Raw genomic sequence first — 21,074 nt, forward strand, 5'->3', positions numbered from 1 at the left:
CAGCTTTCGCTGGGAATGTAGCCCCAAACCTCTCCGCTCCAAAGGGAACCCTCGCCCTTCAGGGCGGGGAGGAGGTCAGAACGCCTAGCTCTGTTGGTCCACGATTACTCCATGTTATAACGTTTCTACTGGAGCCAGGCCAGTAGCCGTATAGAGGTCTATAAGTAAACTCTGTCGCTGCACCAACACCAATAGCAAAGGATGAACTAGCCGGCGATGAAACAGTACCGTAGCCTGGTCCACCATTACCAACAGCTACAAAGTGCATTGTTCCAGATGTTAGTATTGTATAGTCATAGATCACGCTATACGGGTCTGAACCAGTATTCCATCCCCATAGAGCCCATCCACTTATACCCCAGGAGTTACTAGTAATGTCTACCTGGTGTTCACCAGTATATACCCAAGTCCATTCATAGCCTTCGAAGGCAATCCATGGATTGACGAGTAGATTTGGCCATAGATACCTTGATCCATCGCCATATGGTGTAGCGAGATCGAAGCCAGAGAAGAAGTATATTGATACAGCTGTTGTTCCAAAGTATAGTGCTGGTGAAGCAGCGATCTTGGCTGCTGGTGCTTGTCCAGAAATACTTCTCGCACCGTAGCCTGTTTGAGCGTAGAAGTCTCTTCCAGCAGCTGTGTTTGCACAGTATGTGCCGTGACTGTGGTAGTCGTATTCTAATACAACGTAGTCTCCATACGGGTCTAGACCAGGCCATACCATAGCTACTGGCTCATACCTCCATGTCTCATACATTATTACACTCGCTGTTGAATATCCATATAGTGGTTGTGTTTGAGGCATTAACTCCTTCCATGTACCAAGTTTCTCTAGTAGTATTACGAACGCGGCGTCGTAGACGTATCCAGCCAGTGCACCCACAGAGTAATCTCTAATACCATCTCCATCTAGGTCTCTAGCTATTACCTCGTTGCCGTAGGTAATGGGTTCTTCATCGGCAAAGGAGAAGTCTGGTGTTGTTCCAAGTGTACCAGGTATTGTTACATTACAGACTGCTAGCGCCCATCTCACTAGGTATAGTGCTGTAGTAGTGTCAGCATAGAGTGTATCATAGTATCCATCTCCACTAGAGTCTACAACTATTACTGGAATAGTATAGTAGAGTGTACCAAGAGATGTCGATATGTACTGGTATGCCAATCCAAATTTAATTGGAACACTTGGATTGAATGTTATATTACCAATATACCAGGTGTCGGGTACTGTTAGCCATCCTGAACGTCCACCACAACCGGTAAATCTAACGTATAATCTATTAGTCCATCTAAACACGTAGTATGGTGGTTGGAATACATATAGATCACTATAGTTTACTCTTATATATCCATCAGTAAGTACAGTGGCTTTTACAGGTGTTAATACTAGTCCAAGACTACTCGCATCGAATATCAAGGGTAGTCCATACTCGTCTCTAGCTATTGCTTCTAACCCGAGACCTGGCGACCCGTAGTCTACACCAGTATCGATTATCGCTAGTTTTACTCCTTCGCCTCTAATTCCATATTGAGTCCATACATCATAGGCTCCAGTTACTTCTACTGTATAGTGGTGTGTACCCTGCCCGCTTCCACCTGCTTCTAGAATCTCTGCTAGTACTGGGTCTTTATCTAGTAGTTCTCTTAGTACTTTCTGCTCTTTGTTTACTAGTACGTCTAGTCTAATATCTGGTAGTATTGCTAATACTCCCGGGGTAGATCCTAGTTTGTTTAGTTGATCTCTTGTTATCCATGCAATAACCACGTTGTACATGTGTGTTGGTAAATTAGCAATTAATCCCAATACTTTGCCCTTTAATACAATCGGCGAAGTAGTTCTACTCATTATAATTAATACTTGTCCGAATTCCACATCTGCTATTTCGAATTCAACTGGGTCTGGTTTACCAATTGATAGTAGAGAAGAGTCTTCAACATATGCACCATGTTTCCAGAATTCATCGTCTAGTAGTATTGGGCTAATATAGGCTCTTGTATAACCCGGCTTTAATTCTGGTATTGTAGTTTGGGATAATGCAATTGCCATGTGTGGTATTACAAGGATTAGAATTAATACAATTACACTAGTGGTTTTCAAGAATTTGGGATTCATTACCCACACCCATAGTAATTAATCATCCATAGGTTATAAACTTTTGTGTAATCTATTTTTTACCCACTAATGAGTCTAACAATTCTCCCACTTCATAATAGATAAAATATTACTTAAAATAAAACATCAATAGTATATGAAAACAAATAGTTCAAACTATTGTTTGAAAGAGTGGTAAAAATATTTTCAATGGAAAAGTTTATCTAGAGGGCTCCGTAGAGTTCATTCTTTTATAGTTACATGTTTAATATGTATTTTTCCATGGTTTACCCTGTATACTTGTTATATTATTGGAGTAGTGAATCTATAGACACTAAGTTTTTTGGTATTGATGCACGAACTCCTTTTGCAGGGTCTACACTCTGGTTTATTTTGAGGTCTACGACTAGACTGGCTAGCATGTATGCCTCTTCAAAACTCGTTGAATGCTCTTTCATTAATGCTTCAACAGCTACTTCTGTTGCTCTATACGCTGCTTCATCGAGTGTTTCGCCATACCCAATAATGTGTATGTAGTTTTGTGTTTCTACTATTGGTAGTTTTGGTTTTCTACCTTTGATTAATTCCACTCTAACAGTTACACTACCAGGCGTTTCAGCTGCCGCAACACAAATTTCTCCATCAGCTTGAAGCGCGTGGAGGTCGCCAATTGCGAGTAAACCACCCTTTACAAATACTGGTAGATATACGCGGGATCCCTTTGTAACTTCTGCAACATCCATGTTTCCACCATGAGGTCCCGAGGTACCAGTTGGTATTGAATTGTCTGGTGGAGATACACCTATAACGCCGATCATGGGTTTTACTACGAGTTTAATTCCATTGAATAAAATACATCCCCTACTTACAGGTAGGATTTTGACTCTGGGTTCGAACTTTTTATCTCTCAAGACGCCCGCGCCTGGAATAACAGCTATAATGGCGTAGTCGGCGATATCTATGTCGAGTATGTCTACTACTAGTGTATCGCCTGGTTCAGCTCCTTCAATGTACAATGGCCCTGTAGCCGGGTTTACACGAGTCCAGTCAATACTTGAAAGTAGTGTATTTTCACTTTTCACCTGGCCGCCGAAGGCATCTAGTGTTTCAAAGACAATTATTTCTCCGGGTGTAGCTTTCTCAACGGGTTTGTTGCTAGGACTAAAACTATAAATGACATGAGTACTTGGAATTTTCTTTACCAAACTAGACACCAATATAACTCTATACACTCACATAGTAATATGTTTAAAGAGCGGGCTCTGAGAAAAACAAGTTCTATATTAAAACACTTGGGAGAAGCAATTATTTTTCTCTATAAAACCTTAATTTCAACTCGTCGCCAACATCTGATATAACGTCTACTCTATATCCTTTTCTCATTGCTATTAATCTAGCTAGTTCTAGTGGAATCAGTGTTTTCTTTGTTAAAACAGTGAATTCTCCGTGCCCTTCTTCTAGTATTTTGAGGAGATATGATATTGGGTTATCACTACACCCTCCTATTTTCCTCAAATCGTATTCTCTCATAGTTGAAACCCAAATATGTGAGAAATGCCGCCGCCGGGATTTGAACCCGGGTCACGGGCTTTCTCCGCCACACGGCTCGAAAGGCCCGCATACTTGACCGGGCTATACTACGGCGGCTCCTTGTTATGTTTTAACCAATAGAAACCCTTTTAAATTTCACTAATAGATTTTTCCACTACTCCTACATTCATAGTGTTTCTAAGTTGAAACAACATGTTTTACAAATAATTCGTGTTCTCTTCTAACTCCTGGTTTACTAATTGGTGTGGTCTCGATTGTAAATGAAGGTTTAGTTTTTTCAACGAGGTGTTTTGTTCTCAGGCCCTCCCAGCCCATACTACTTACTGCTTCTTCTACTATTTCTTTAACTACTTCAATGTCGGTGTAAACGAGTATTCTAGATGGAGCTACCACTCCAAGAGCTATGATTTTATCTAGTATACCGAGATATGGAGCTACCGCGTCATTAAAGCTTTCAACAAGCACTACTTCTATACCACGCGAATACTCTTCTAGACACTTATCTAGTTCTTCTTCAATTCTACGTGAAGACATGTATTCATTGAGTTCTCCAATATTGGATTCAACTGCTTTTAAATACCTGGCGAGTTTTAAAACAAGCCTTTTTGTTCTACCCGCTAGTTTACGCGTGTTTTCAGGGTAGTAATTGTGTATAATAGTGTTTGAGAGACAACTAGTCTTCCTAGAGAGAACTAGAATAGAGTAGATATTTTCTAGTTCACTATAGTATGTATTTAGGTTTTCAAGGTATACTCCAGGGTCTACTGGTGTCGTCGCAAGGGCTATGGGGTTTCCAATAGCTGGATTAGGCATTAATCCATAATCATAGTATAGAGATACATCATTGCCTACAAGTACTCCTAGTTCAATAGATTTACGTATTGTTCTCGGAGAATACCAGAGATTATGAGCTGCAACTGGTTTATACACTGCGACTTTAAACCCCTGGTTTCTAATAGCTAATCCTACTCCAATAGTAAACCATGTTTTACCGGATTCAAATGGTATTAACCCAGAGACTAGTATGTAACGAGTCGTTTTAAACACCATTAGAACTATATATTATGCTTCATTATTTAACTGGTTTTCCACAGTATTCAAGAGTGAAATATGCATGTCCAAGTCTCCTAGCTGTTTTAATTAATCCTACCTCCTGGTTTTCAAGTGTAAATACAATTGATTGAATAGTGTTTTCACCCTGTACGAGTTTAAAACACACTCTGTGGTGACCATCTACGACATAGTATTCACTTATATACTTGTAGACTAGTATTGGACAATACTGTGATGATGGGTGTGGACTTGGATCTCTTATAGGTGGCTCGGTTGGTTTTAATTGTGCAACCCTGAGGTTTTCAAGCCATACACGTGCTAGTATACCATATTGTTTTTCAAAAAACCTTATTGTATTGACAATATGTCTCCAACAAGAAAGCTCTATTGGAGTGTCTTGTGGATTAATACTTTCTACTTCAATAATATTTTTCTCTATTCGTGGTTTATACCCGGGTACAATAATTGTATATCCAGGTATTCGCCAGTCAAGCCAAGAGTAAACTATTACACGGTGGTGGCCGTCTACAACGTAGTGTTTATTTTTCTCGCCAGTAACAACTATTATTGGTACTCTATATGCTTCAAACAACACGGATCTTAATACTAATCCTAGTTTATCTGATTCAATATGGCTTTGTGTTAATACTAGTTCTCTTGGATAGTACGTTCTCTCCCCTATAAAGAGAGCTGAACCATATGTTTCACGGTAGAATTCAACTAGTTCTCCTACTCTCCTCTCTACATCTCTCCTTGTTGCTAGTTTTAATCTAGATAACGACAAGTACTATCACACACTAAGTATTATTATAGCGATTACAGCCATAACTATTCCAGCAATTCTATGAGGTGTTAATTGCTCGCCTAGTACTAGTGTTGAGAGTAGTACAGTGATTAGTGGGTAGAGCCCTGAAATCACTATGACTAGTTGTGTTGGCCCTTTTTCTAGTGCTTTGTATACTAGGAGTGATCCTAGACTAGTTGTTAAACCAGCTAGTATAGCAAATAATATTCCAGTAGGGCTTGGATCACTATTTCTACTAGGATTACTCGTTAGATATATGAGTAGTGCTAGACTAAACGATGCTAGACTAGTTAGAAAATATGCTGTTGTATGATCAGATCCTCTAACAGCTAGTTTAAGCGCAAGACCCCAAAAACCCCATAGTATCATTGCTATTATTGAATAAGCAAGCCACTGCATCAAACCGCCCCTTTAAACCACTATATTGATTAAATTGAAAGATCGGTTTTTCAAAGTTTTTTCTCCATGAAGAAAGCATCTCTCCCGCTGGAATAATATCTAGGTATAATCTTCTTTACTATAAACCCGTGTTTCAAGTATAAGTTTACAGCTGGTTTGTTGTCAACAGCGACTTCTAGAATAGCCCTCCAAGCACCATGCTTTCTACATTCTTCGAGGAGTGTATTTAAGAGTAAACTACCAATTCTCCTTCTCCGCCACTTCTCTTTGACTGCGATTGAAACTATGTGGCATGATCCATCATTTTCTAAAACACCGAGAATGTATCCTGCTATTTCACTTCTGCATTCTGCTAGGTAGAAAAATGGGTTTAGTGAGAGATACCAGTAGAAAACACTGCAATCGAATTGTTCTAATGGGGGAAAACACTCTTTCTCTATCTCCAATATTTTTTCAAGGTATTCTTGTTGAAATGGTATTACACGGCATTCACTCATCTATCTATATCTCCTCGGGCATATACTTTTCAATTATGTATTCCGGTTTTTCTCTTAGAATTCTAACTGCTCTGGGTAGATATTCGAGTACATTGTCGGGGGTTACACCGTCTTCTCCAATGTCTTGTGCTACGAGGTCTCCGGCTAAACCATGTATTAATACACCCATTCTCACTGCTTCTCCAATATCTCTTAATCCAATTCCATACATTGCAGCTATTACTCCATTGAGTACGTCTCCCATGCCGGCTTTTGCCATACCCGGGTTTCCAGTCATATTGATAAATACTCTTCCATCAGGATATACTATGACTGAGTGTGCTCCCTTCAATACTATATAGGAGTTTAATTCACGTGCTACTCTAGAAACAATACCTACAGGGTTTTCACGTAGTTCGCTAAATTGGACGTTGGTTAACCTTGTAAATTCTATGGGGTGTGGTGTTAGAATAGTTGGTGCACGTCTATTTCTAAGAATACCCGGGTTTTTCGAGAGTGCTGTTATTCCATCGCCATCTATAATTAGTGGTTTGTCAATAGATTCAACTAGTTTCAATATTAACTCTTGTGTTTCCTGGTTTAACGATGTGCCTGGGCCGACTACTACTATGTCTACTCCGTATTCCTCTATAATACTCATTATTTGACTATAACTCCTTAATGATAGAGTACCATCTTCTGTTTCTTCTACTGGATGGTAGACAACCTCACTACAACGAGATGCTATAATGGGAATAACGCTTCTAGGTGCAACTAGACGCGAGTAGCCGCCGCCCGCTTTGAGGAATGAATAGCTACTATAGTATGGCGCACCATAGTAATACCTCGCCCCGGCTACAACGAGTAGTTTTCCAAAGCTTCCCTTATGCCCCCATTTAACCCTCTCTGGGAGTTTAACAGGTGTGTTTAACTCTACTTTTATCTTCTCTGATCCCAGCAGGTCTGGCGGGTAGGACAACCGGGAAACAAATAGTTTTCCACAATAGTAGTAGCCAGGGTATAATATATTACCTATTTTTGGTAGTCCAAAAGTCACAGTGTAAGTTGATTTCACCGCTACTCCTCTAACTAATCCATTATTACCATCTATTCCAGAGGGTATATCTATACTTACAACTGGTTTACCTGATTTATTAATCGCCTCGATAACCTGTCTAGTAATTCCAGTAACCTCGCCTTTTAATCCAATACCAATTAATCCAACTATTACTATATCACTCCATTCAAGGTCTTTTTCGAGTTCTAGGAGATCGCTTTCACTCCTCGTTATTTTTAAGGGAACGCCCATTTTTACTATTATTTCATAGTTTTTCCTCGCTGGTTCTCTATATTTCTCGGGGTCTCCCACAATATGTATTTTTACACTACCTCCATAAGCATATATTCTCCTAGCAGCTACAAGGGCGTCTCCACCATTATTTCCCGTTCCAGCTACTACCAGGTATTTCCTGCCGTAGACGCCGTAAACTCTGTGTACAAGGTTGAATACTGCTGTTCCAGCATCCTCCATTAACAGAGAGTGGTCTATGCCCCTCCTCCCGGCTTCTTCATCAATCCACTTAGCTTCCTCAACACTGCAAACTTTAAACCTCCAAGACAAGCAAGTACACCAATTATACAATAATCAACCCATAGATATTTGTTTTTAAACCAAGCTGGTTTAGTAATTGACTGGGTGTACAAGTCTTGGTGTTTGAAAACCCCGTTGTAAGAGAAATCATTGAGAAATACCGAGTCCTCTGGAGTATATCACACGCCCTGGCATTAATGTCTTGGGATAGCGAGACATATATGCCTAGAGAAGGATACAGAGACAGGGCTATAGCCCGTGCTGAACTAGAATTATTGAGACAACAACTACTCCTTAGACAAGACTTCGTTGAACTAGTAGAGAGAGCAGAAGGTATAGAGGGCCTCAACGACTATGAAAAAGGAGTTGTAAGAGTTTTAAAGAGAGCTATTAGAATAGCTAGAGCGCTCCCACCATGGCTTGTAGCTGAGAGAGCAAAAGTAACCCAGGAAGCAATGATCGCGTGGAGAGAAGCAAAAACTAGAAACGACTTTGAATTGTTTAGACCATACCTAGAGAAAATATTTGAACTAGCTAGGAAAACAGCTAATTATCTAGGCTGGGAGAAACACCCATATGACGCACTACTAGACCTCTACGAAGAAGGATTGAAAACAGAAGACGTCGATAGAATACTTGGTTATTTAAAGAAAGAACTCAAAAAAGTAGTTGAGAGAGTAGTAGACGAGGGTAGATATCCACAAACCCATCCACTAGAAAACACAGTATACGATACTGGGAGAATGGAGGTAGTTAATAGAAAAATACTTGAAATCCTAGGCTACCCACTCGGCGTAAAGGGTAGACTAGATGTTTCAGCCCATCCATTCACAATAGATATGGGTTTAAACGATGTAAGAATTACTACTAGGTATGAAGGAGTAGACTTTAAGAGAACACTGTTCTCTGTAATACACGAGTATGGACACGCGTTATACCAGTTACAAATAGATCCAGCGTTAGCATATACACCAGTAGGTGATGGTGTAAGTCTCGGTGTACACGAGGGTCAGAGCAGGTTCTGGGAGAACATTGTAGGACGTAGTAGGGAATTCGTCGAGGTCATATACCCTGTTCTCCGTGAAAACCTAGACTTCATATCTAAATACACACCTGAAGAAGTATACTATTACTTCAATACTGTTAAACCAAGTTTGATTAGAGTAGATGCTGATGAAGTAACATACAATATGCACATTGTATTAAGAGCAGAACTAGAAAAACTAGCATTAACAGGCGAAGTGAAAATATCTGATCTACCAGAACTATGGAATAACACCATGGAGGAACTACTCGGTGTAAAACCAAAAACCTATAGTGAGGGAATACTTCAAGATATACATTGGAGTATGGGTAGTATTGGATACTTCCCAACATACACACTAGGCAACATAGTCGCGGCAATGGCGAGAAAAACAATGATACATGAAATAAAGTTATACGATAGAATAGCCAGTGGAGAATTCAGTGTTATAAGAGAATGGCAGAGAGAAAAAATACACAAATATGGAGCTGTATATCCACCACGCGAGTTGTTAAAGAAGAGCTTTGGTAGAGAATACTCGCCAGAAGACCTAGTTGAATACCTAGTCGAGAAATACTTGAAATAGGTGTTTTCACCGCCTTGAAAATCCTTGTAACCGGCGGGGCTGGCTTTATAGGGCATAATCTAGCATTATACCTTAAGAAAAGAGGCTACGATGTCATAGTAGTAGACAACATGGAAAACACTACACCAAGAGCACTGAGTAAACTCTACAATGCAGAAATACCAGTTTTACAGGGAGATGTAAGAAACAAGTTTTTCATGGGGAGTATTGTTAAAAACATAGATATTGTTATACATACAGCAGCCTATATCAGTGTAGACGAGTCATTCGAGAAACCACGTGAATACATAGATAACAATGCTGGTGGAACAGCGGTAGTAGCATCAACCAGTCTTAAACAAGGTAAACCAATGATATATATTAGTTCAGCATCAGTGTATGGAAACCCAGTTAAAACACCAATAAGCGAAGAACACCCATTAAACCCACTATCACCCTATGGTTTAAGCAAGCTTATGGGTGAAAAAATAGTTGAATTCTATGGTAGATATGGATTAAAATACGTAGTAGTAAGACCATTCAATGTATACGGCCCTGGACAAAGCAATACGTATGCAGGGGTAATAACGAAGTTTATTACTAGAGCATGTAATAAACAACCATTATTAATCCATGGAGATGGATTACAAACACGTGATTTCATACATGTAGATGATTTATCGAGACTACTAGAACAAGTAATTGAAAAACAACCATATGGAATGATATTAAATGCCGGCACTGGTTGTCCAACGAGGATAATAGACCTGGCTAGACTAGTAATTAAACTAGTAGGAGGAGACGTCGACTTAGAGTATACTCCACCCAGACCGGGTGATATAAGAGATAGCTGGGCTGATATATCGAGAGCTAGAGAAATCCTTGGCTATAAACCACAAATAACACTTGAACAAGGACTTAAAACAATAATACCTGAATTATGTAGTGAGAGTGTATAGAAATATGGGTCTTGATTTTACTCTTGTTTTCAATTACTACTATGGTAATATACCGTATCACAGTAAAACCTGGTTTAAAATACTATTTATTAAATAGACTTTTGATCTAGTGGATTGGACGATATTATTTATTATTGACGCCACTTTTTCATATCTCATTGGCGAGAATGTAGTAGATTTTCTCTCAACGCAGTTATATATAGTATTGATAGAGCAAAGAGAAATTAATTTTCAAGAGTAAATACTTAGTTTTTCACTGGAGGTAATTGTTTACACGGTGGTTTATTATGGAGTGTAGTGTTTTTAATTGCTTAAGGTGTAGTAATTGTTGCTTCTTTAACGATGAGAGAGATATGCCCATTCTCCTCCCCCACGAGGTATACTATTTAAAAATACTTGGTAGAAACCTGGGATTAAAACTAGAATTTAAACGCTTAGATAATGGACTCTACAAGTGGATTATACATGGATACTGCCCCTTTTACGACGAAAGAGCAAAGTCTTGTAGAATACACTTAGAGAAACCATTTGCATGTAGAATGTTTCCACTACTAATGGATATAGCTAGTGGTAGAGTAGTGGCTTCACAACAGTGTACATGGATTAAAAAATGTGAGAGCAGTATAAGCAACATTGCAAACAACCCGGAAAAACTAGTAGAAGTATTTCCAGAAGAAACAATTGCCCTCGCAGAGCTCATAGAGATATTCTATAATACTGATAGTGTAATAGCTATTGCAGCCACTACTAAAACAATAGATAATGTGCTAGTCAAGTTAAGCGAGAAGTGTAGTATATTAAAACACATTGAGAGTAAAACAATAGAAAACCTCCATTTAATCCTACTTTCAAAGTGTAGTGAGAAATACATAGAGGAATTAATAGGAGAAGACAATATTCAATTCATAATTATAGAAAAACCAAAATTTTAGGGAGATAGTACAAATAATAAATAGATGTGCTCTGACAAGGTTATAAATATATGGCCATTGAATTAGAATCTCTGAAATTAAAAATACTTAGACCTCCACCCATAGAGTCAAAGTGTATTGAGAAATACCTTGTTCCCTCCCCTGAAAAACCATTTTACACTGTTTGTATAACTAGAGATCAATATATCATATGGGATACTGTTTCAACAGATCCAGTTGCATCTAGGGAAATACCAGTAATTGAAGAGAGACTATATGATGTACTAGTAGGAGACGAATCACTACTGGATTTAATAGAGAGTATTAGAGATGAAAGACTTAGACACATTGTTGAAAGAGAGTATACGGGTTATAGTCTACTAGAGCCTTTCCTACTAGATCCATCAGTAATAAACATCCATATAATGCCGGATAAACCAATTCAAATACACCACAGGAGTTATGGAAGACTACTATCAAATATAACTCTGAATAGAGATGAAGTAGTAGAAGTAGCTCTCAGACTCTCAGCAGGAGCTGGAAAACCGGTTTCAGAAGCAATGCCACTAGCGAGCTTCATAGAGCCCCGCTACGAGGCAAGAGTAGCCATTGTATTTGAATCAGATGTAACAATGAGGAAGAGCATGACTATTGATATTAGAAAGCCAACCGAGAAACCATGGACTGTATTAAAACTCATAAACTATGGATCTCTCAGCATCGAGGAAACAGCATTTCTATGGTTAATGGTAAAATACAAAGTCCCTATCTTAATCGTCGGGGAAATGATGAGTGGTAAAACCACGCTGGCCACTGCACTACTAGCATTAATACCACCTGGATCAAGGGTTTTAACAATAGAGGATACACCAGAGATTAGATTGCCAACTCCGTATTGGACTAGAACTACTACTAGAGAGTATGGCGAATACAAAGTAACAGTGTTTGATTTATTAAAAGTAGGAGTGAGGCTGTCACAAGACTACGTGATAGTAGGTGAAGTAAGAGGCGAGGAAGCGAGAGAGTGGGCTCACTCAATACTACTTGGACACTGCGCTATTACAACATTCCACGCCGAGAGCCCCGAGGCCGCTATACTTAGATTGATCTCTCCACCAATATCCATAGATCCCCAAATCCTCAAAATGCTAAATGTATTTGTAAAAACAAATGTTATTGAGAAAGAGCCAGGGCGCAGAGTCTATAGACACGAAGTCTACATATACGAAGAAAACATTGTAAAACCATTGTTTACATACAACCCGGCCACGGATAGAATAGAGCTGGCTATGGAAAACCCAATTAGAAACCTTAAATTCATCGATAGAATAACGCTTGCCCATAGAGTTGCGAGAGAAGACCTTGAACGAGAATATAGAGCCATGGTCGAGGTTCTAGAAGAAACATATAGTGAAGCGGTCTCTATGGATCCAAGTCTCGATAGACCGGATTATAGAGAACTCGCTGAAATAATATATCGAAGACTTGAAAAGAAGCTACTCCAACGCTAGTTACACCTTGTCTTTTAATAATATCCATCTGCATTAATATATACTTGGAGGCTGTTTCAAGGGATTTTCTTGTCTAACAAAGAGAAAAGTCGTTTAATTAATAAACTATGGTTTTTCAGAGAAAAGCGGATACTATACTTAATAATTTTAAGTCTACTAGTGTTTATTGTAGAGTTTTCTATGGGTTTAAATACTGCTTCTATACTACTGTCTATTATAGCTCTTATACTGGCGCGGTATTGGAGGATTATTCCACGTGTATATGCAGAGTCTACTCGTAGATACATCATAGCGAATCTATTACGGGCAGGTAGGGGTTTGAAATCTGAGAGCATTCAGTTCCTTGCCAGATTACTTCAAGTAGTATTGGTTTTAATTATAGGGTTTTCCCTCTTTGTAGTCGTATATACTGGTATCTATGGATTCAATGTATTTATTTTAATCCCACTACTCGCACTTTTCTCAATATTAATAGTGGTTATTTTACTCCCCCGTCTCCTAGTTTACTCGTGGATTTCACAGAGGAAGACAGATGTAGAAGTTGAACTACCATATCTTGTAATACTACTACGTGTATTGAGTGTTTTAAAAATACCTATCTACGATGTTATATCGATTATTGAGAAGAGTATTTCGCTACCGGCTTCTTCGAGAGAAGTAAAGTTTGCTAGGAAAATAGCTACTGTAAAAGCGTCTTCTTTACTTGGTTCACTAGACACTGTGTATGCTAATCACCCCTCAGAAAAGATTTCTAGTTATGTGAGGAGAGTAGTAATAGCTGCTACTACACATGGAGAATTCACAGAGGCGGCTGAGAGAGTATTTGATGCTATATATGGTTTATTTGAATCAAAAGTTGCTAGTTTAATAGGTAGTTTCACTATTATTGTCGGTGCATCTCTCTTTGTATACTTGTTTCTACCTGTAATTGTAGCAGCCATAGCTCCTGTTATGGGTGGTAGTCTACTATTAGTACTTGGGGTCTCTCTTACAATGCAGGTATTGGTATTCTTTGTTTTATACGCTGTAATAGCTAATCTATATCCTACAAGCCTCGTCGTAAAACCCTCTAGGAGACTTAGAATTACCTCGTTTATTTCTATTTTAACACCATTGTTTCTAACACTATACAATATATTCTCTCTTCTAGTAGAACGAGAGCCTCTAAGTGAACAATTATATATTGCCATGGTAATGGCTTCGACACTACCTGGATTTATACTATCAGAGCTAGAGTATAGATTTGTAAAACTCTATGATTTATTTGTAAGAGCAACCTCGGAGTCGCTTTCACTGGCGGCTACAACGGGTGAAAACCTCGTCTCTGTATTAGAGAGGAGTGCTGTTAAATATGGTAGGAAGATTACGAGATTAACGCGGACTATTGCAATGGGTTATTTATCCGAAAAACTACGTGTAAGTATTGTTGCACGAGCACCAAGTCTCTTCCACGCTGCATTCATTGAGACACTAATAAATATTTTAAGACTAGGTGCAACTCCACAAATGCTTAGATTGTTTACTTCTAGCTATGAGAGAATAAACAACTTGGTTTCTAGAGCGAGGGGTTTTGCTAGGACACTAGAAGCCATTATGATTGGATTAGTCGCAGTGGTGGGAGGGTTTATAGCGTATATTAGAAAAGTCTTTGAATACATCGTTGGCGTTGTTGAATCAGCGAGAACTGGTTACTCCATTCCACTAATACTGCCCTTTACATATGATCCGAGAATATATAGTTTACTCGACAATCTATCAATACTCTCACTCCTCTTTATATCAATACTCATTGGAGTAGTGAGAGGAGGCTCCTATACGTATAGCCACAGGTCATTTATACTAATGCTACTAATATATACATTGGCAAAGATAGTCGTGGGGATGATGGTAATCTAAGACTTCAAATAGACTCTTCTAATCAAATCCCTCCACTCTCCAACACACTCGTCTAGTACACTACCCGGTAGAACACATGGTTCTCTAAACCTTCTATAGACAATCAGCCTCTTGTCGAAACCAGTATCCGTTCTAGTTAATTCTAGTTTATACGTTACATCAGCTATAGATGCTTCACTCATACACCTGGATTCATCAATACAGCTTCCAATTCTAATTACAAGTATGTTTTTACTTTTTAGATATAGTAGCTCGTTGTATAGTTCTCTAATGTAATCTTTGTATTTTATCATTTCTCTAGCTACGTGTACTCCGTGGAATACAACTAAGTTGGGTTTAACTACCTCTATGAGAGAGAGTTCTCTCGAGTAAATCTCTGATGTACTCTGTCCAAACGGGTTTAATGCTGTAATAACAAAGTACTCGTCGATTAGTTTCTCCGCTCTCTTTCTGTCAAACCCGGTTTCTACTAATTGGTTTACTAGGCGTTCTCTTAGTAGACTAGGCGGGTGCGTGTAGCTAACTACTAGTGTTTTTAGTTTTCTCAGTAGAGAAAGCGCGAGTATATCTAGAAACTCTACGTGTATACCGACAACCCCCGGTGGGAAAAACACGTTTACAATAAAGCCCATGTGGTAGTGGTCTACTACTTCGCCCAGAGCTCTACATACTAATTTTACCTCTTCTCCCTCGCGTGGTTTTTCAGCTAGTACTGGTGGTGCAAATACCTGGATTCCAACATTCTCTACTATGGTGAAGGGTATTTCAGCAATGTGTAGTGGTGCTCCACGAGTCTTTCTAATCTCGAGTATTCTAGTTAAAAACCCTTTTCCAACTCTGTGCTTCAATATCAACACTGCGTCTACTACGAATTCTATTCCACCAAGTGCTAGTTTCTCTTCTAGAAATGGTAGCTCTGCTATTAGTACTAGTAGTCCATTTGTAAGTAGCGGTATTTGATAAAAGTAGTTTAGTAACCACGCTCTCTTCTCCGGGTTGTTTAATACTGGTTCTAACAGTGCAGAAATAGAGTCTACTACTATGATATCGTATCCCTTACTTATCAATTTACTAATCTCGTTTACTAAGAAGTCTACTTCTAGTGTTAGTGGTAGTTTTACGTATTTATAGAGTCCCCGTGCTTCTACCTCGCTGAGTCTTAATCCAAGTCTCTCCATGTATCTATAGTGCTTCTCTTTGTCCTCGTATAGTGATATGTATAGACACTTTAATCCATTAACAGCGTTATTATAGCATATGGTTTCAGCAAGTGTTGTTTTACCCGCTCCCGGGTGACCAGCAATCATTACCGTGTATGGAGGAGTAATTTCACCAATCAACGAGTCAAGCCCGGATACACCAGTAGTAAATCTCTTCAAACCACCCACCCCGCAACACCTTCTCCACAGAGACTCATTCGAGAAAACAATGTCTTCACGAACCACACCGTTTGTCCCTAAAGGGTCATTCTTTATTGTTTTTGGGTTTTTCGGGGGTTGCCTTTAGGGACTTCCACCTCGCCCACAGGGCTTTAGTTATCTCTATGGAGTCATGGGTGGCGGTCGAGCCCAACGGCACGGGGCTCCCATCTACGATTATCCCCGCGGGGCTTGGAGCAATGCTCCCATCACCCCGCAGTCTCCAATACCCACATAAAAATCCCCACACAACCCTAATAAACTTTTCACCCCTTTAAACACTTCAATACCAATTGAATAAACTCGCTGTCTCTACCAGTCTTCGCTAGTTCTAAGAGTTGACTGGCTAGTTCATATCTACCTAGCAACTGTGCAATACCACCAGCAAATACCAGTGTAAAAGCATAGTCAGCTGAAACCATGTCTCCACGATAATGCATGAGGAAAACTTGGTAAACACGGCTCGGACTCTTAAACAACAGAGAGAGGCAATCACTACTATAACTAGTCATACAGTAGATATTGAGCAACTCTAGTAAACCCGGCACCCTCTGCCTCAAAAACCCATACAGACTCCTCTTTAAATCATCCAATTCACTCATCCAACCCACTCTATGTCTACCTAGGAAAAAAATAATGCCTAGAAAAGAAAAAAATCTTAAACTACAACCAAGCTAACAGTGTACACACCGTAGTCAGTATGAATAATTCCGTTTACAACACGCTCATTAAGATCAATGGTTACTCCAGTGCAATTAACTGTTATAGTTTTACTCTCTCCTGGTTGTAATTGTAGCTGAGTAAACGTGCATTGTTGACCCTTTACTACTACTCCCTCAATTGTAATCGGGGCGTTTCCAGTGTTTTTCACTGAAATATAAGCTGTCTTGGTAGAATTGTCTATTGCGGGCTGTCCCAGTATTTGTAGTGATCCTGCGTGACCAGCTGTTGGTGCAAACCACCAAAACCACGCTAGTAGTACTAATCCTGCAGCTATTACTCCAATTGTTACTAGTATTGCTAAGACTGGTGCACTTAGATCTCCACGTATTTTCATATTTCCACCCATGTATTATTTATTCTTGTGTAAACCTTAAAAAAACTTTACATGTCCATCCCACTTTTTTGTTTAATCATGGTTTTAACCAAGTAGTGTTTTGAATAGTATGTGTATTGGTTATTGATTTAATCTGGTTTTACTAGTTTATATTGTGGGGGTTGATAGTGGGTGTTGAATATCCATACCTGGCTATATTAGCAATTATTGCGTTTACAATTGCTGTTTCTGGATTGATTTATTTCTTCCTCCATACTTATACAGAGGCTTTGAAAACACCAGTGCTCTCTACTTATGCACAGGCATGTACTACTATTAACAACAATACAGTCGTAGTTATTACAATTAGACATGAACGGGGAATACCAGTCCAACTCGCGAGTATACAGTTGAAAACAGATAAGGGGCTAGTTACGTACACGGTAGAAGGAGGTGTCTCGGGGCATCCGAGTGTAAATGCCAGTATAGAAGGTTTCAATGGTAGACTAGGGCCAGGCCAAGTAGGCTATGTAAAAATGAGTTTCCCTAGTGGATACTTCACACTAAACAACACCTATAGTGGAATAGTATTCTTCGACGCTGGAAACACAGTAATTACATTCCAAGTAGTGAAGTGTCCATTTATAACATACCCCTACCCCACAACACTATTAAACCTGGGATTAACGGCTAAAGCAGGCACGGTGCTATCACTTGGATCGATTATACACACGTTGGTAGATGCTGATATTGAATTGCAATCACGTGCAAACGTATTATACAACGATACCTTTAAAACAAACCCCTTTACAGCGGGAAGATTAACTAGGCTGAACTGTAATGAAAGTTGGATGTATGATGCAACGAGAGAGAGAATATATATATCTCGCACTAGTCGGCCTTCAGACCATGGAGGCGAGTGTATAGCCTTAGTTAATCTAAACCTGACAAGTGGCACTATATATACAGCTGTAATAGCGAGTACGAGTGGACACGCTCAAAGAGCTGGATACGTAGAGATTATATTCTACAGAGATTCCACTGCTGCCTTCTATACTCTAGGAGTATATGAGACCGGTGGTAGTGCTTCACGAATTTATATCTACAGATATCTAAATGGATGGCTACAACTTGCAAGTACGAGTTACACCCGGGCGAGTCCATACGGTATTATTGGATCCTACGAGTTCAGCACTCAATACCTCCGCATGTGGGTTAATAGAACGGCCAACACATCAGTGAGAGATACAAGTATAACTCCTACGCGAACCGGGTTGGGAATATATCAAAGTTTGCATAATTTCACTGTATTCTTCGATAATCTACTCATAACTATCAATGCCCCTCCATGGTTTGTTAACGTTACAAGCGTTCCCCCGGGTTGGAAGATAGTATTGAAAAATCGAACCGGGGGTGTTGTAAGCGAGGCCACGTCGATCAATGGAAGCGTATCACTTGGTGTTTGGGACTATTTTATAGTGGAAAACGCTGTTCTAGAAGTATATAATGAAGAGGGAAGCCTCGTTGCTTCACGCTGGTTTGAATACGTTATGGGCGGCGAAGTGTATAGAGTAGTAGTAAGACAAGCCCCGGAAGGATTCACCGGCCTCGCAGTCGGTATTGGCGGTTCTAATAAAATACTACTATATAACCTAACCAGTCTAGGTAACATATCGTTTATTAGAGAAGTAAGCATAAACTCTGTATTCGATGGGAAGACCAGTGTAGCCTTTTCCAGGGGATCATTGTACTTACTAAATACTAGTGGTGTGTACAGATACGATTTCTCTTCGAATACTTGGAGCCTGGTGACTACTGCGTGTCGTTCTAGTGGTCTAGGTGCTGGTTTAGCAGTGGTTAATGACGCCATCGTCGTTGTACCGGGGGTTGGCAACAACTCTCTCTGCGTGTACAATGCTACGTCGGGCTATGTGTTTCTACATGGTATTACAGAGGGGGTTGTTACAGAGTATACTTGTACAGCGAGTGGTGGAGACAGGGTTTACGTATCACTACTGGGTGGTACGGGGCCCATTATAGTAGTGTATAGAGTATCTAGTAGTGGTGTTTCAACAGTGGGTGTCTATGGTGTCCACGATTATAGATTGTATGGTTTAACACACGATGGATCTAGATATCTATACTTCACCCAGCGGTATAGTAGCGAGTATGGAGTGGTTTATAGACTAGACACCTCGACCAGGGAGCTACGTGCTCTCCCCATACTATTGTATCCAACGCCATATACTCTTGGAAATAGACTTGTATACTACTCAAACCACCTTATATATGCACGCGGCGATGAAACAAACGAATTATACCTGGTTCCACTGGAATACGCGTTTTGGTGAGTAAGGTGTTAAAAACGCGTTAGAGGCCGAGGATCTCTTTTATTAAAGCCATTCGTATATACAATCCGTTTCTAGCCTGCTCGAAGTATATCGCCTGTGGTAGCCCGTCGACGTCTGGTGTTAGCTCCCATACTCGTGGTAGTGGATGCATTATTAGTGGTATGTGTGTAAACTTCTTGAGGTATTCGTAGTTGATTATATAGCTACCCTTTAACCTCTCATAGTCCTCTGGCTTCATCCGCTCTTTTTGTAGTCTTGTTACGTATAATACATCTAGTTTTTCTATTACCTCGTCTGGCTTCTCGTGTAGCTCGTATCTCACTCGTCTCTTGTCTAGTACTCTGAGTACTTCTTCGCGTGGTTGTAGTTCTCTCGGCGATACAAAGTGTATTTCCACGTCTCTAAAGTTTGATAGTGCATAGGAGAGGCTTGATACTGTTCTACCATATTTTAAATCGCCCATTAACCCTATTCTAACACCATCTATTCTACCAAGTGCTCTCCAAATAGTGTAGACGTCTAGTAGTGCTTGTGTGGGATGTTCATTGTATCCATCACCAGCATTTATAACTGGTGTTTTACAGATTTCTGCTGCTCTAGCTGCAAATCCGGGTTCACGGTGTCTTACAACTATTACATCTGGATTATAACTATCAACTGTTCTCAATGTGTCTTCGGGGGATTCGCCCTTGGCCATACTTGATACTTCTTCGGGGCCTAGGTCTACAACCATACCTCCCAGTTTAGTCATTGCGAATTGAAAACTGAGTCTTGTTCTCGTACTTGGCTCGAAGAAGGCTGTAAATAAAATCCTCCCTTTTGCTATTTCCAATTTCTCTCCAAACTCTACTCTCCGCCTTAATTCCTCTGCTACTCTAATCAAGTGTTCTATGTCGCTACGAGAAAACTGGAGTGCAGATATTACATCCATTCCACGATACATAGAGTACACCATATATAGTATACCCTGAGAGAATATTTAAACAAGGTGTGTAAATGTACAAGTTACCCAGATTACTAGATATTAACGCTAAATCCACATTGTTCAGAGATTCAAAGAAACTCCTAGTAGCTAGTAGGTGTCTTGAAACCGAGAAGCCATGGCTCATAGAGGAATTTAAAAAGAAAGGGTATATAGTTGTAACAGCTTGTCCAGAAGCAGAACACGTAAACATGCTTGGATTTAAACTATGTGGTATACTAGCAAGATGTAGCTTTGAAGAAATAGCGGTGTTAAGTGTAGATGGAAGTATGCATTGTACTCAACTACACTGGATGCTAGAAGAAGTATTCAAAATTGTAAAACCAGGTGCTCAGCGCAGACACTTCGTTGTATACGAGGGAGACGTGGTGGAGGTATCGGAGAAGACAGTGAAGTACTCTAGGTACTTGGCTAAAGTAGAAAGATTAACCAGTGAGAAAAGAGAAAAATAGTA

At 39.7% G+C, this 21,074-nt stretch carries 19 protein-coding genes and 1 tRNA gene; 7 read left to right on the forward strand and 13 right to left on the reverse strand.

Annotated elements, in window-relative coordinates; all coding sequences use genetic code 11:
• Window positions 1-58: 58 nt before the first annotated feature.
• The 9 genes from ACZ5YP_RS02900 to ACZ5YP_RS02940 all read right to left on the reverse strand — a co-directional run bounded on the left by ACZ5YP_RS02900 (window position 59) and on the right by ACZ5YP_RS02940 (window position 7,997).
• Entirely contained in the window at window positions 59-2,113 is a 2,055-nt protein-coding gene (locus ACZ5YP_RS02900) for a S8 family serine peptidase (RefSeq protein ID WP_464835753.1), read from the reverse strand.
• Window positions 2,114-2,400: 287 nt separating this feature from the next.
• Complete coding sequence (locus ACZ5YP_RS02905) at window positions 2,401-3,306, reverse strand: acetamidase/formamidase family protein (protein WP_464835940.1); 906 nt, start codon at window positions 3,304-3,306, stop codon at window positions 2,401-2,403.
• Between the two features lie 91 nt (window positions 3,307-3,397).
• A complete protein-coding gene (locus ACZ5YP_RS02910) occupies window positions 3,398-3,622 on the reverse strand; it encodes a hypothetical protein (RefSeq protein ID WP_464835754.1) in 225 nt (74 codons plus the stop codon).
• 25 nt (window positions 3,623-3,647) lie between these two features.
• Window positions 3,648-3,739: transfer RNA gene (locus ACZ5YP_RS02915), tRNA-Glu, on the reverse strand.
• A gap of 81 nt (window positions 3,740-3,820) precedes the next feature.
• Entirely contained in the window at window positions 3,821-4,693 is an 873-nt protein-coding gene (locus ACZ5YP_RS02920; RefSeq protein WP_464835755.1) for a hypothetical protein, read from the reverse strand.
• A 22-nt stretch (window positions 4,694-4,715) separates the two neighbouring features.
• Entirely contained in the window at window positions 4,716-5,480 is a 765-nt protein-coding gene (locus ACZ5YP_RS02925) for a ParB N-terminal domain-containing protein (protein WP_464835756.1), read from the reverse strand.
• Between the two features lie 6 nt (window positions 5,481-5,486).
• Window positions 5,487-5,900: an EamA family transporter gene (locus tag ACZ5YP_RS02930; protein ID WP_464835757.1), complete on the reverse strand. Its 414-nt coding sequence runs from the start codon at window positions 5,898-5,900 to the stop codon at window positions 5,487-5,489.
• 50 nt (window positions 5,901-5,950) lie between these two features.
• Complete coding sequence (locus ACZ5YP_RS02935; RefSeq protein WP_464835758.1) at window positions 5,951-6,397, reverse strand: GNAT family N-acetyltransferase; 447 nt, start codon at window positions 6,395-6,397, stop codon at window positions 5,951-5,953.
• 4 nt (window positions 6,398-6,401) lie between these two features.
• The gene (locus ACZ5YP_RS02940) at window positions 6,402-7,997 is read right to left on the reverse strand and encodes an NAD(P)H-hydrate dehydratase (protein ID WP_464835759.1); all 1,596 of its coding nucleotides are present in this window, start codon (window positions 7,995-7,997) and stop codon (window positions 6,402-6,404) included.
• Window positions 7,998-8,083: 86 nt separating this feature from the next.
• Here ACZ5YP_RS02940 and ACZ5YP_RS02945 point away from each other — a divergent pair, with 86 nt between their 5' ends.
• The 5 genes from ACZ5YP_RS02945 to ACZ5YP_RS02965 all read left to right on the forward strand — a co-directional run bounded on the left by ACZ5YP_RS02945 (window position 8,084) and on the right by ACZ5YP_RS02965 (window position 14,833).
• Window positions 8,084-9,577 carry a carboxypeptidase M32 gene (locus ACZ5YP_RS02945; RefSeq protein WP_464835760.1) on the forward strand — a complete coding sequence of 498 codons (1,494 nt, stop codon included), beginning with the start codon at window positions 8,084-8,086 and terminating at the stop codon, window positions 9,575-9,577.
• Window positions 9,578-9,591: 14 nt separating this feature from the next.
• Window positions 9,592-10,515, forward strand: a complete 924-nt coding sequence (locus ACZ5YP_RS02950; RefSeq protein ID WP_464835761.1) for an NAD-dependent epimerase/dehydratase family protein — start codon at window positions 9,592-9,594, stop codon at window positions 10,513-10,515.
• 287 nt (window positions 10,516-10,802) lie between these two features.
• Complete coding sequence (locus tag ACZ5YP_RS02955; protein ID WP_464835762.1) at window positions 10,803-11,447, forward strand: YkgJ family cysteine cluster protein; 645 nt, start codon at window positions 10,803-10,805, stop codon at window positions 11,445-11,447.
• Window positions 11,448-11,497: 50 nt separating this feature from the next.
• Complete coding sequence (locus tag ACZ5YP_RS02960) at window positions 11,498-12,937, forward strand: type II/IV secretion system ATPase subunit (protein ID WP_464835763.1); 1,440 nt, start codon at window positions 11,498-11,500, stop codon at window positions 12,935-12,937.
• A 69-nt stretch (window positions 12,938-13,006) separates the two neighbouring features.
• Window positions 13,007-14,833, forward strand: coding sequence for a hypothetical protein (locus ACZ5YP_RS02965; protein ID WP_464835764.1), 1,827 nt, complete (start codon window positions 13,007-13,009; stop codon window positions 14,831-14,833).
• Here ACZ5YP_RS02965 and ACZ5YP_RS02970 read toward each other — a convergent pair.
• From ACZ5YP_RS02970 to ACZ5YP_RS02980, 3 genes are all read right to left on the reverse strand, one after another.
• Complete coding sequence (locus tag ACZ5YP_RS02970) at window positions 14,830-16,212, reverse strand: RAD55 family ATPase (RefSeq protein ID WP_464835765.1); 1,383 nt, start codon at window positions 16,210-16,212, stop codon at window positions 14,830-14,832. The two genes, ACZ5YP_RS02965 and ACZ5YP_RS02970, sit on opposite strands and share 4 nt — an antisense overlap.
• A gap of 305 nt (window positions 16,213-16,517) precedes the next feature.
• The gene (locus ACZ5YP_RS02975; protein WP_464835766.1) at window positions 16,518-16,853 is read right to left on the reverse strand and encodes a hypothetical protein; all 336 of its coding nucleotides are present in this window, start codon (window positions 16,851-16,853) and stop codon (window positions 16,518-16,520) included.
• A gap of 56 nt (window positions 16,854-16,909) precedes the next feature.
• Entirely contained in the window at window positions 16,910-17,308 is a 399-nt protein-coding gene (locus tag ACZ5YP_RS02980) for a hypothetical protein (RefSeq protein WP_464835767.1), read from the reverse strand.
• A gap of 167 nt (window positions 17,309-17,475) precedes the next feature.
• On the opposite strand from ACZ5YP_RS02980, the gene ACZ5YP_RS02985 reads away from it, so the two are divergent.
• Window positions 17,476-19,638, forward strand: a complete 2,163-nt coding sequence (locus tag ACZ5YP_RS02985; protein ID WP_464835768.1) for an NHL repeat-containing protein — start codon at window positions 17,476-17,478, stop codon at window positions 19,636-19,638.
• 19 nt (window positions 19,639-19,657) lie between these two features.
• Here ACZ5YP_RS02985 and pyrB read toward each other — a convergent pair whose 3' ends face one another.
• Window positions 19,658-20,581, reverse strand: coding sequence for an aspartate carbamoyltransferase (pyrB, locus tag ACZ5YP_RS02990; RefSeq protein WP_464835769.1), 924 nt, complete (start codon window positions 20,579-20,581; stop codon window positions 19,658-19,660).
• A 53-nt stretch (window positions 20,582-20,634) separates the two neighbouring features.
• On the opposite strand from pyrB, the gene ACZ5YP_RS02995 reads away from it, so the two are divergent.
• Entirely contained in the window at window positions 20,635-21,072 is a 438-nt protein-coding gene (locus ACZ5YP_RS02995) for a 4Fe-4S ferredoxin (protein ID WP_464835770.1), read from the forward strand.
• Window positions 21,073-21,074: the final 2 nt, after the last annotated feature.

The sequence above is a fragment of the Sulfophobococcus zilligii genome (assembly GCF_055398255.1).

Bases quoted from the DNA above. Each gene is read 5' to 3' on its own strand.
- ACZ5YP_RS02980 (WP_464835767.1), bottom strand. From the start codon at position 17,308: ATGAAAATACGTGGAGATCTAAGTGCACCAGTCTTAGCAATACTAGTA.
- ACZ5YP_RS02975 (WP_464835766.1), bottom strand. From the start codon at position 16,853: ATGAGTGAATTGGATGATTTAAAGAGGAGTCTGTATGGGTTTTTGAGG.
- pyrB (WP_464835769.1), bottom strand. From the start codon at position 20,581: ATGTATCGTGGAATGGATGTAATATCTGCACTCCAGTTTTCTCGTAGC.
- ACZ5YP_RS02935 (WP_464835758.1), bottom strand. From the start codon at position 6,397: ATGAGTGAATGCCGTGTAATACCATTTCAACAAGAATACCTTGAAAAA.
- ACZ5YP_RS02910 (WP_464835754.1), bottom strand. From the start codon at position 3,622: ATGAGAGAATACGATTTGAGGAAAATAGGAGGGTGTAGTGATAACCCA.
- ACZ5YP_RS02900 (WP_464835753.1), bottom strand. From the start codon at position 2,113: ATGAATCCCAAATTCTTGAAAACCACTAGTGTAATTGTATTAATTCTA.
- ACZ5YP_RS02955 (WP_464835762.1), top strand. From the start codon at position 10,803: ATGGAGTGTAGTGTTTTTAATTGCTTAAGGTGTAGTAATTGTTGCTTC.
- ACZ5YP_RS02920 (WP_464835755.1), bottom strand. From the start codon at position 4,693: ATGGTGTTTAAAACGACTCGTTACATACTAGTCTCTGGGTTAATACCA.
- ACZ5YP_RS02930 (WP_464835757.1), bottom strand. From the start codon at position 5,900: ATGCAGTGGCTTGCTTATTCAATAATAGCAATGATACTATGGGGTTTT.
- ACZ5YP_RS02995 (WP_464835770.1), top strand. From the start codon at position 20,635: ATGTACAAGTTACCCAGATTACTAGATATTAACGCTAAATCCACATTG.
- ACZ5YP_RS02960 (WP_464835763.1), top strand. From the start codon at position 11,498: ATGGCCATTGAATTAGAATCTCTGAAATTAAAAATACTTAGACCTCCA.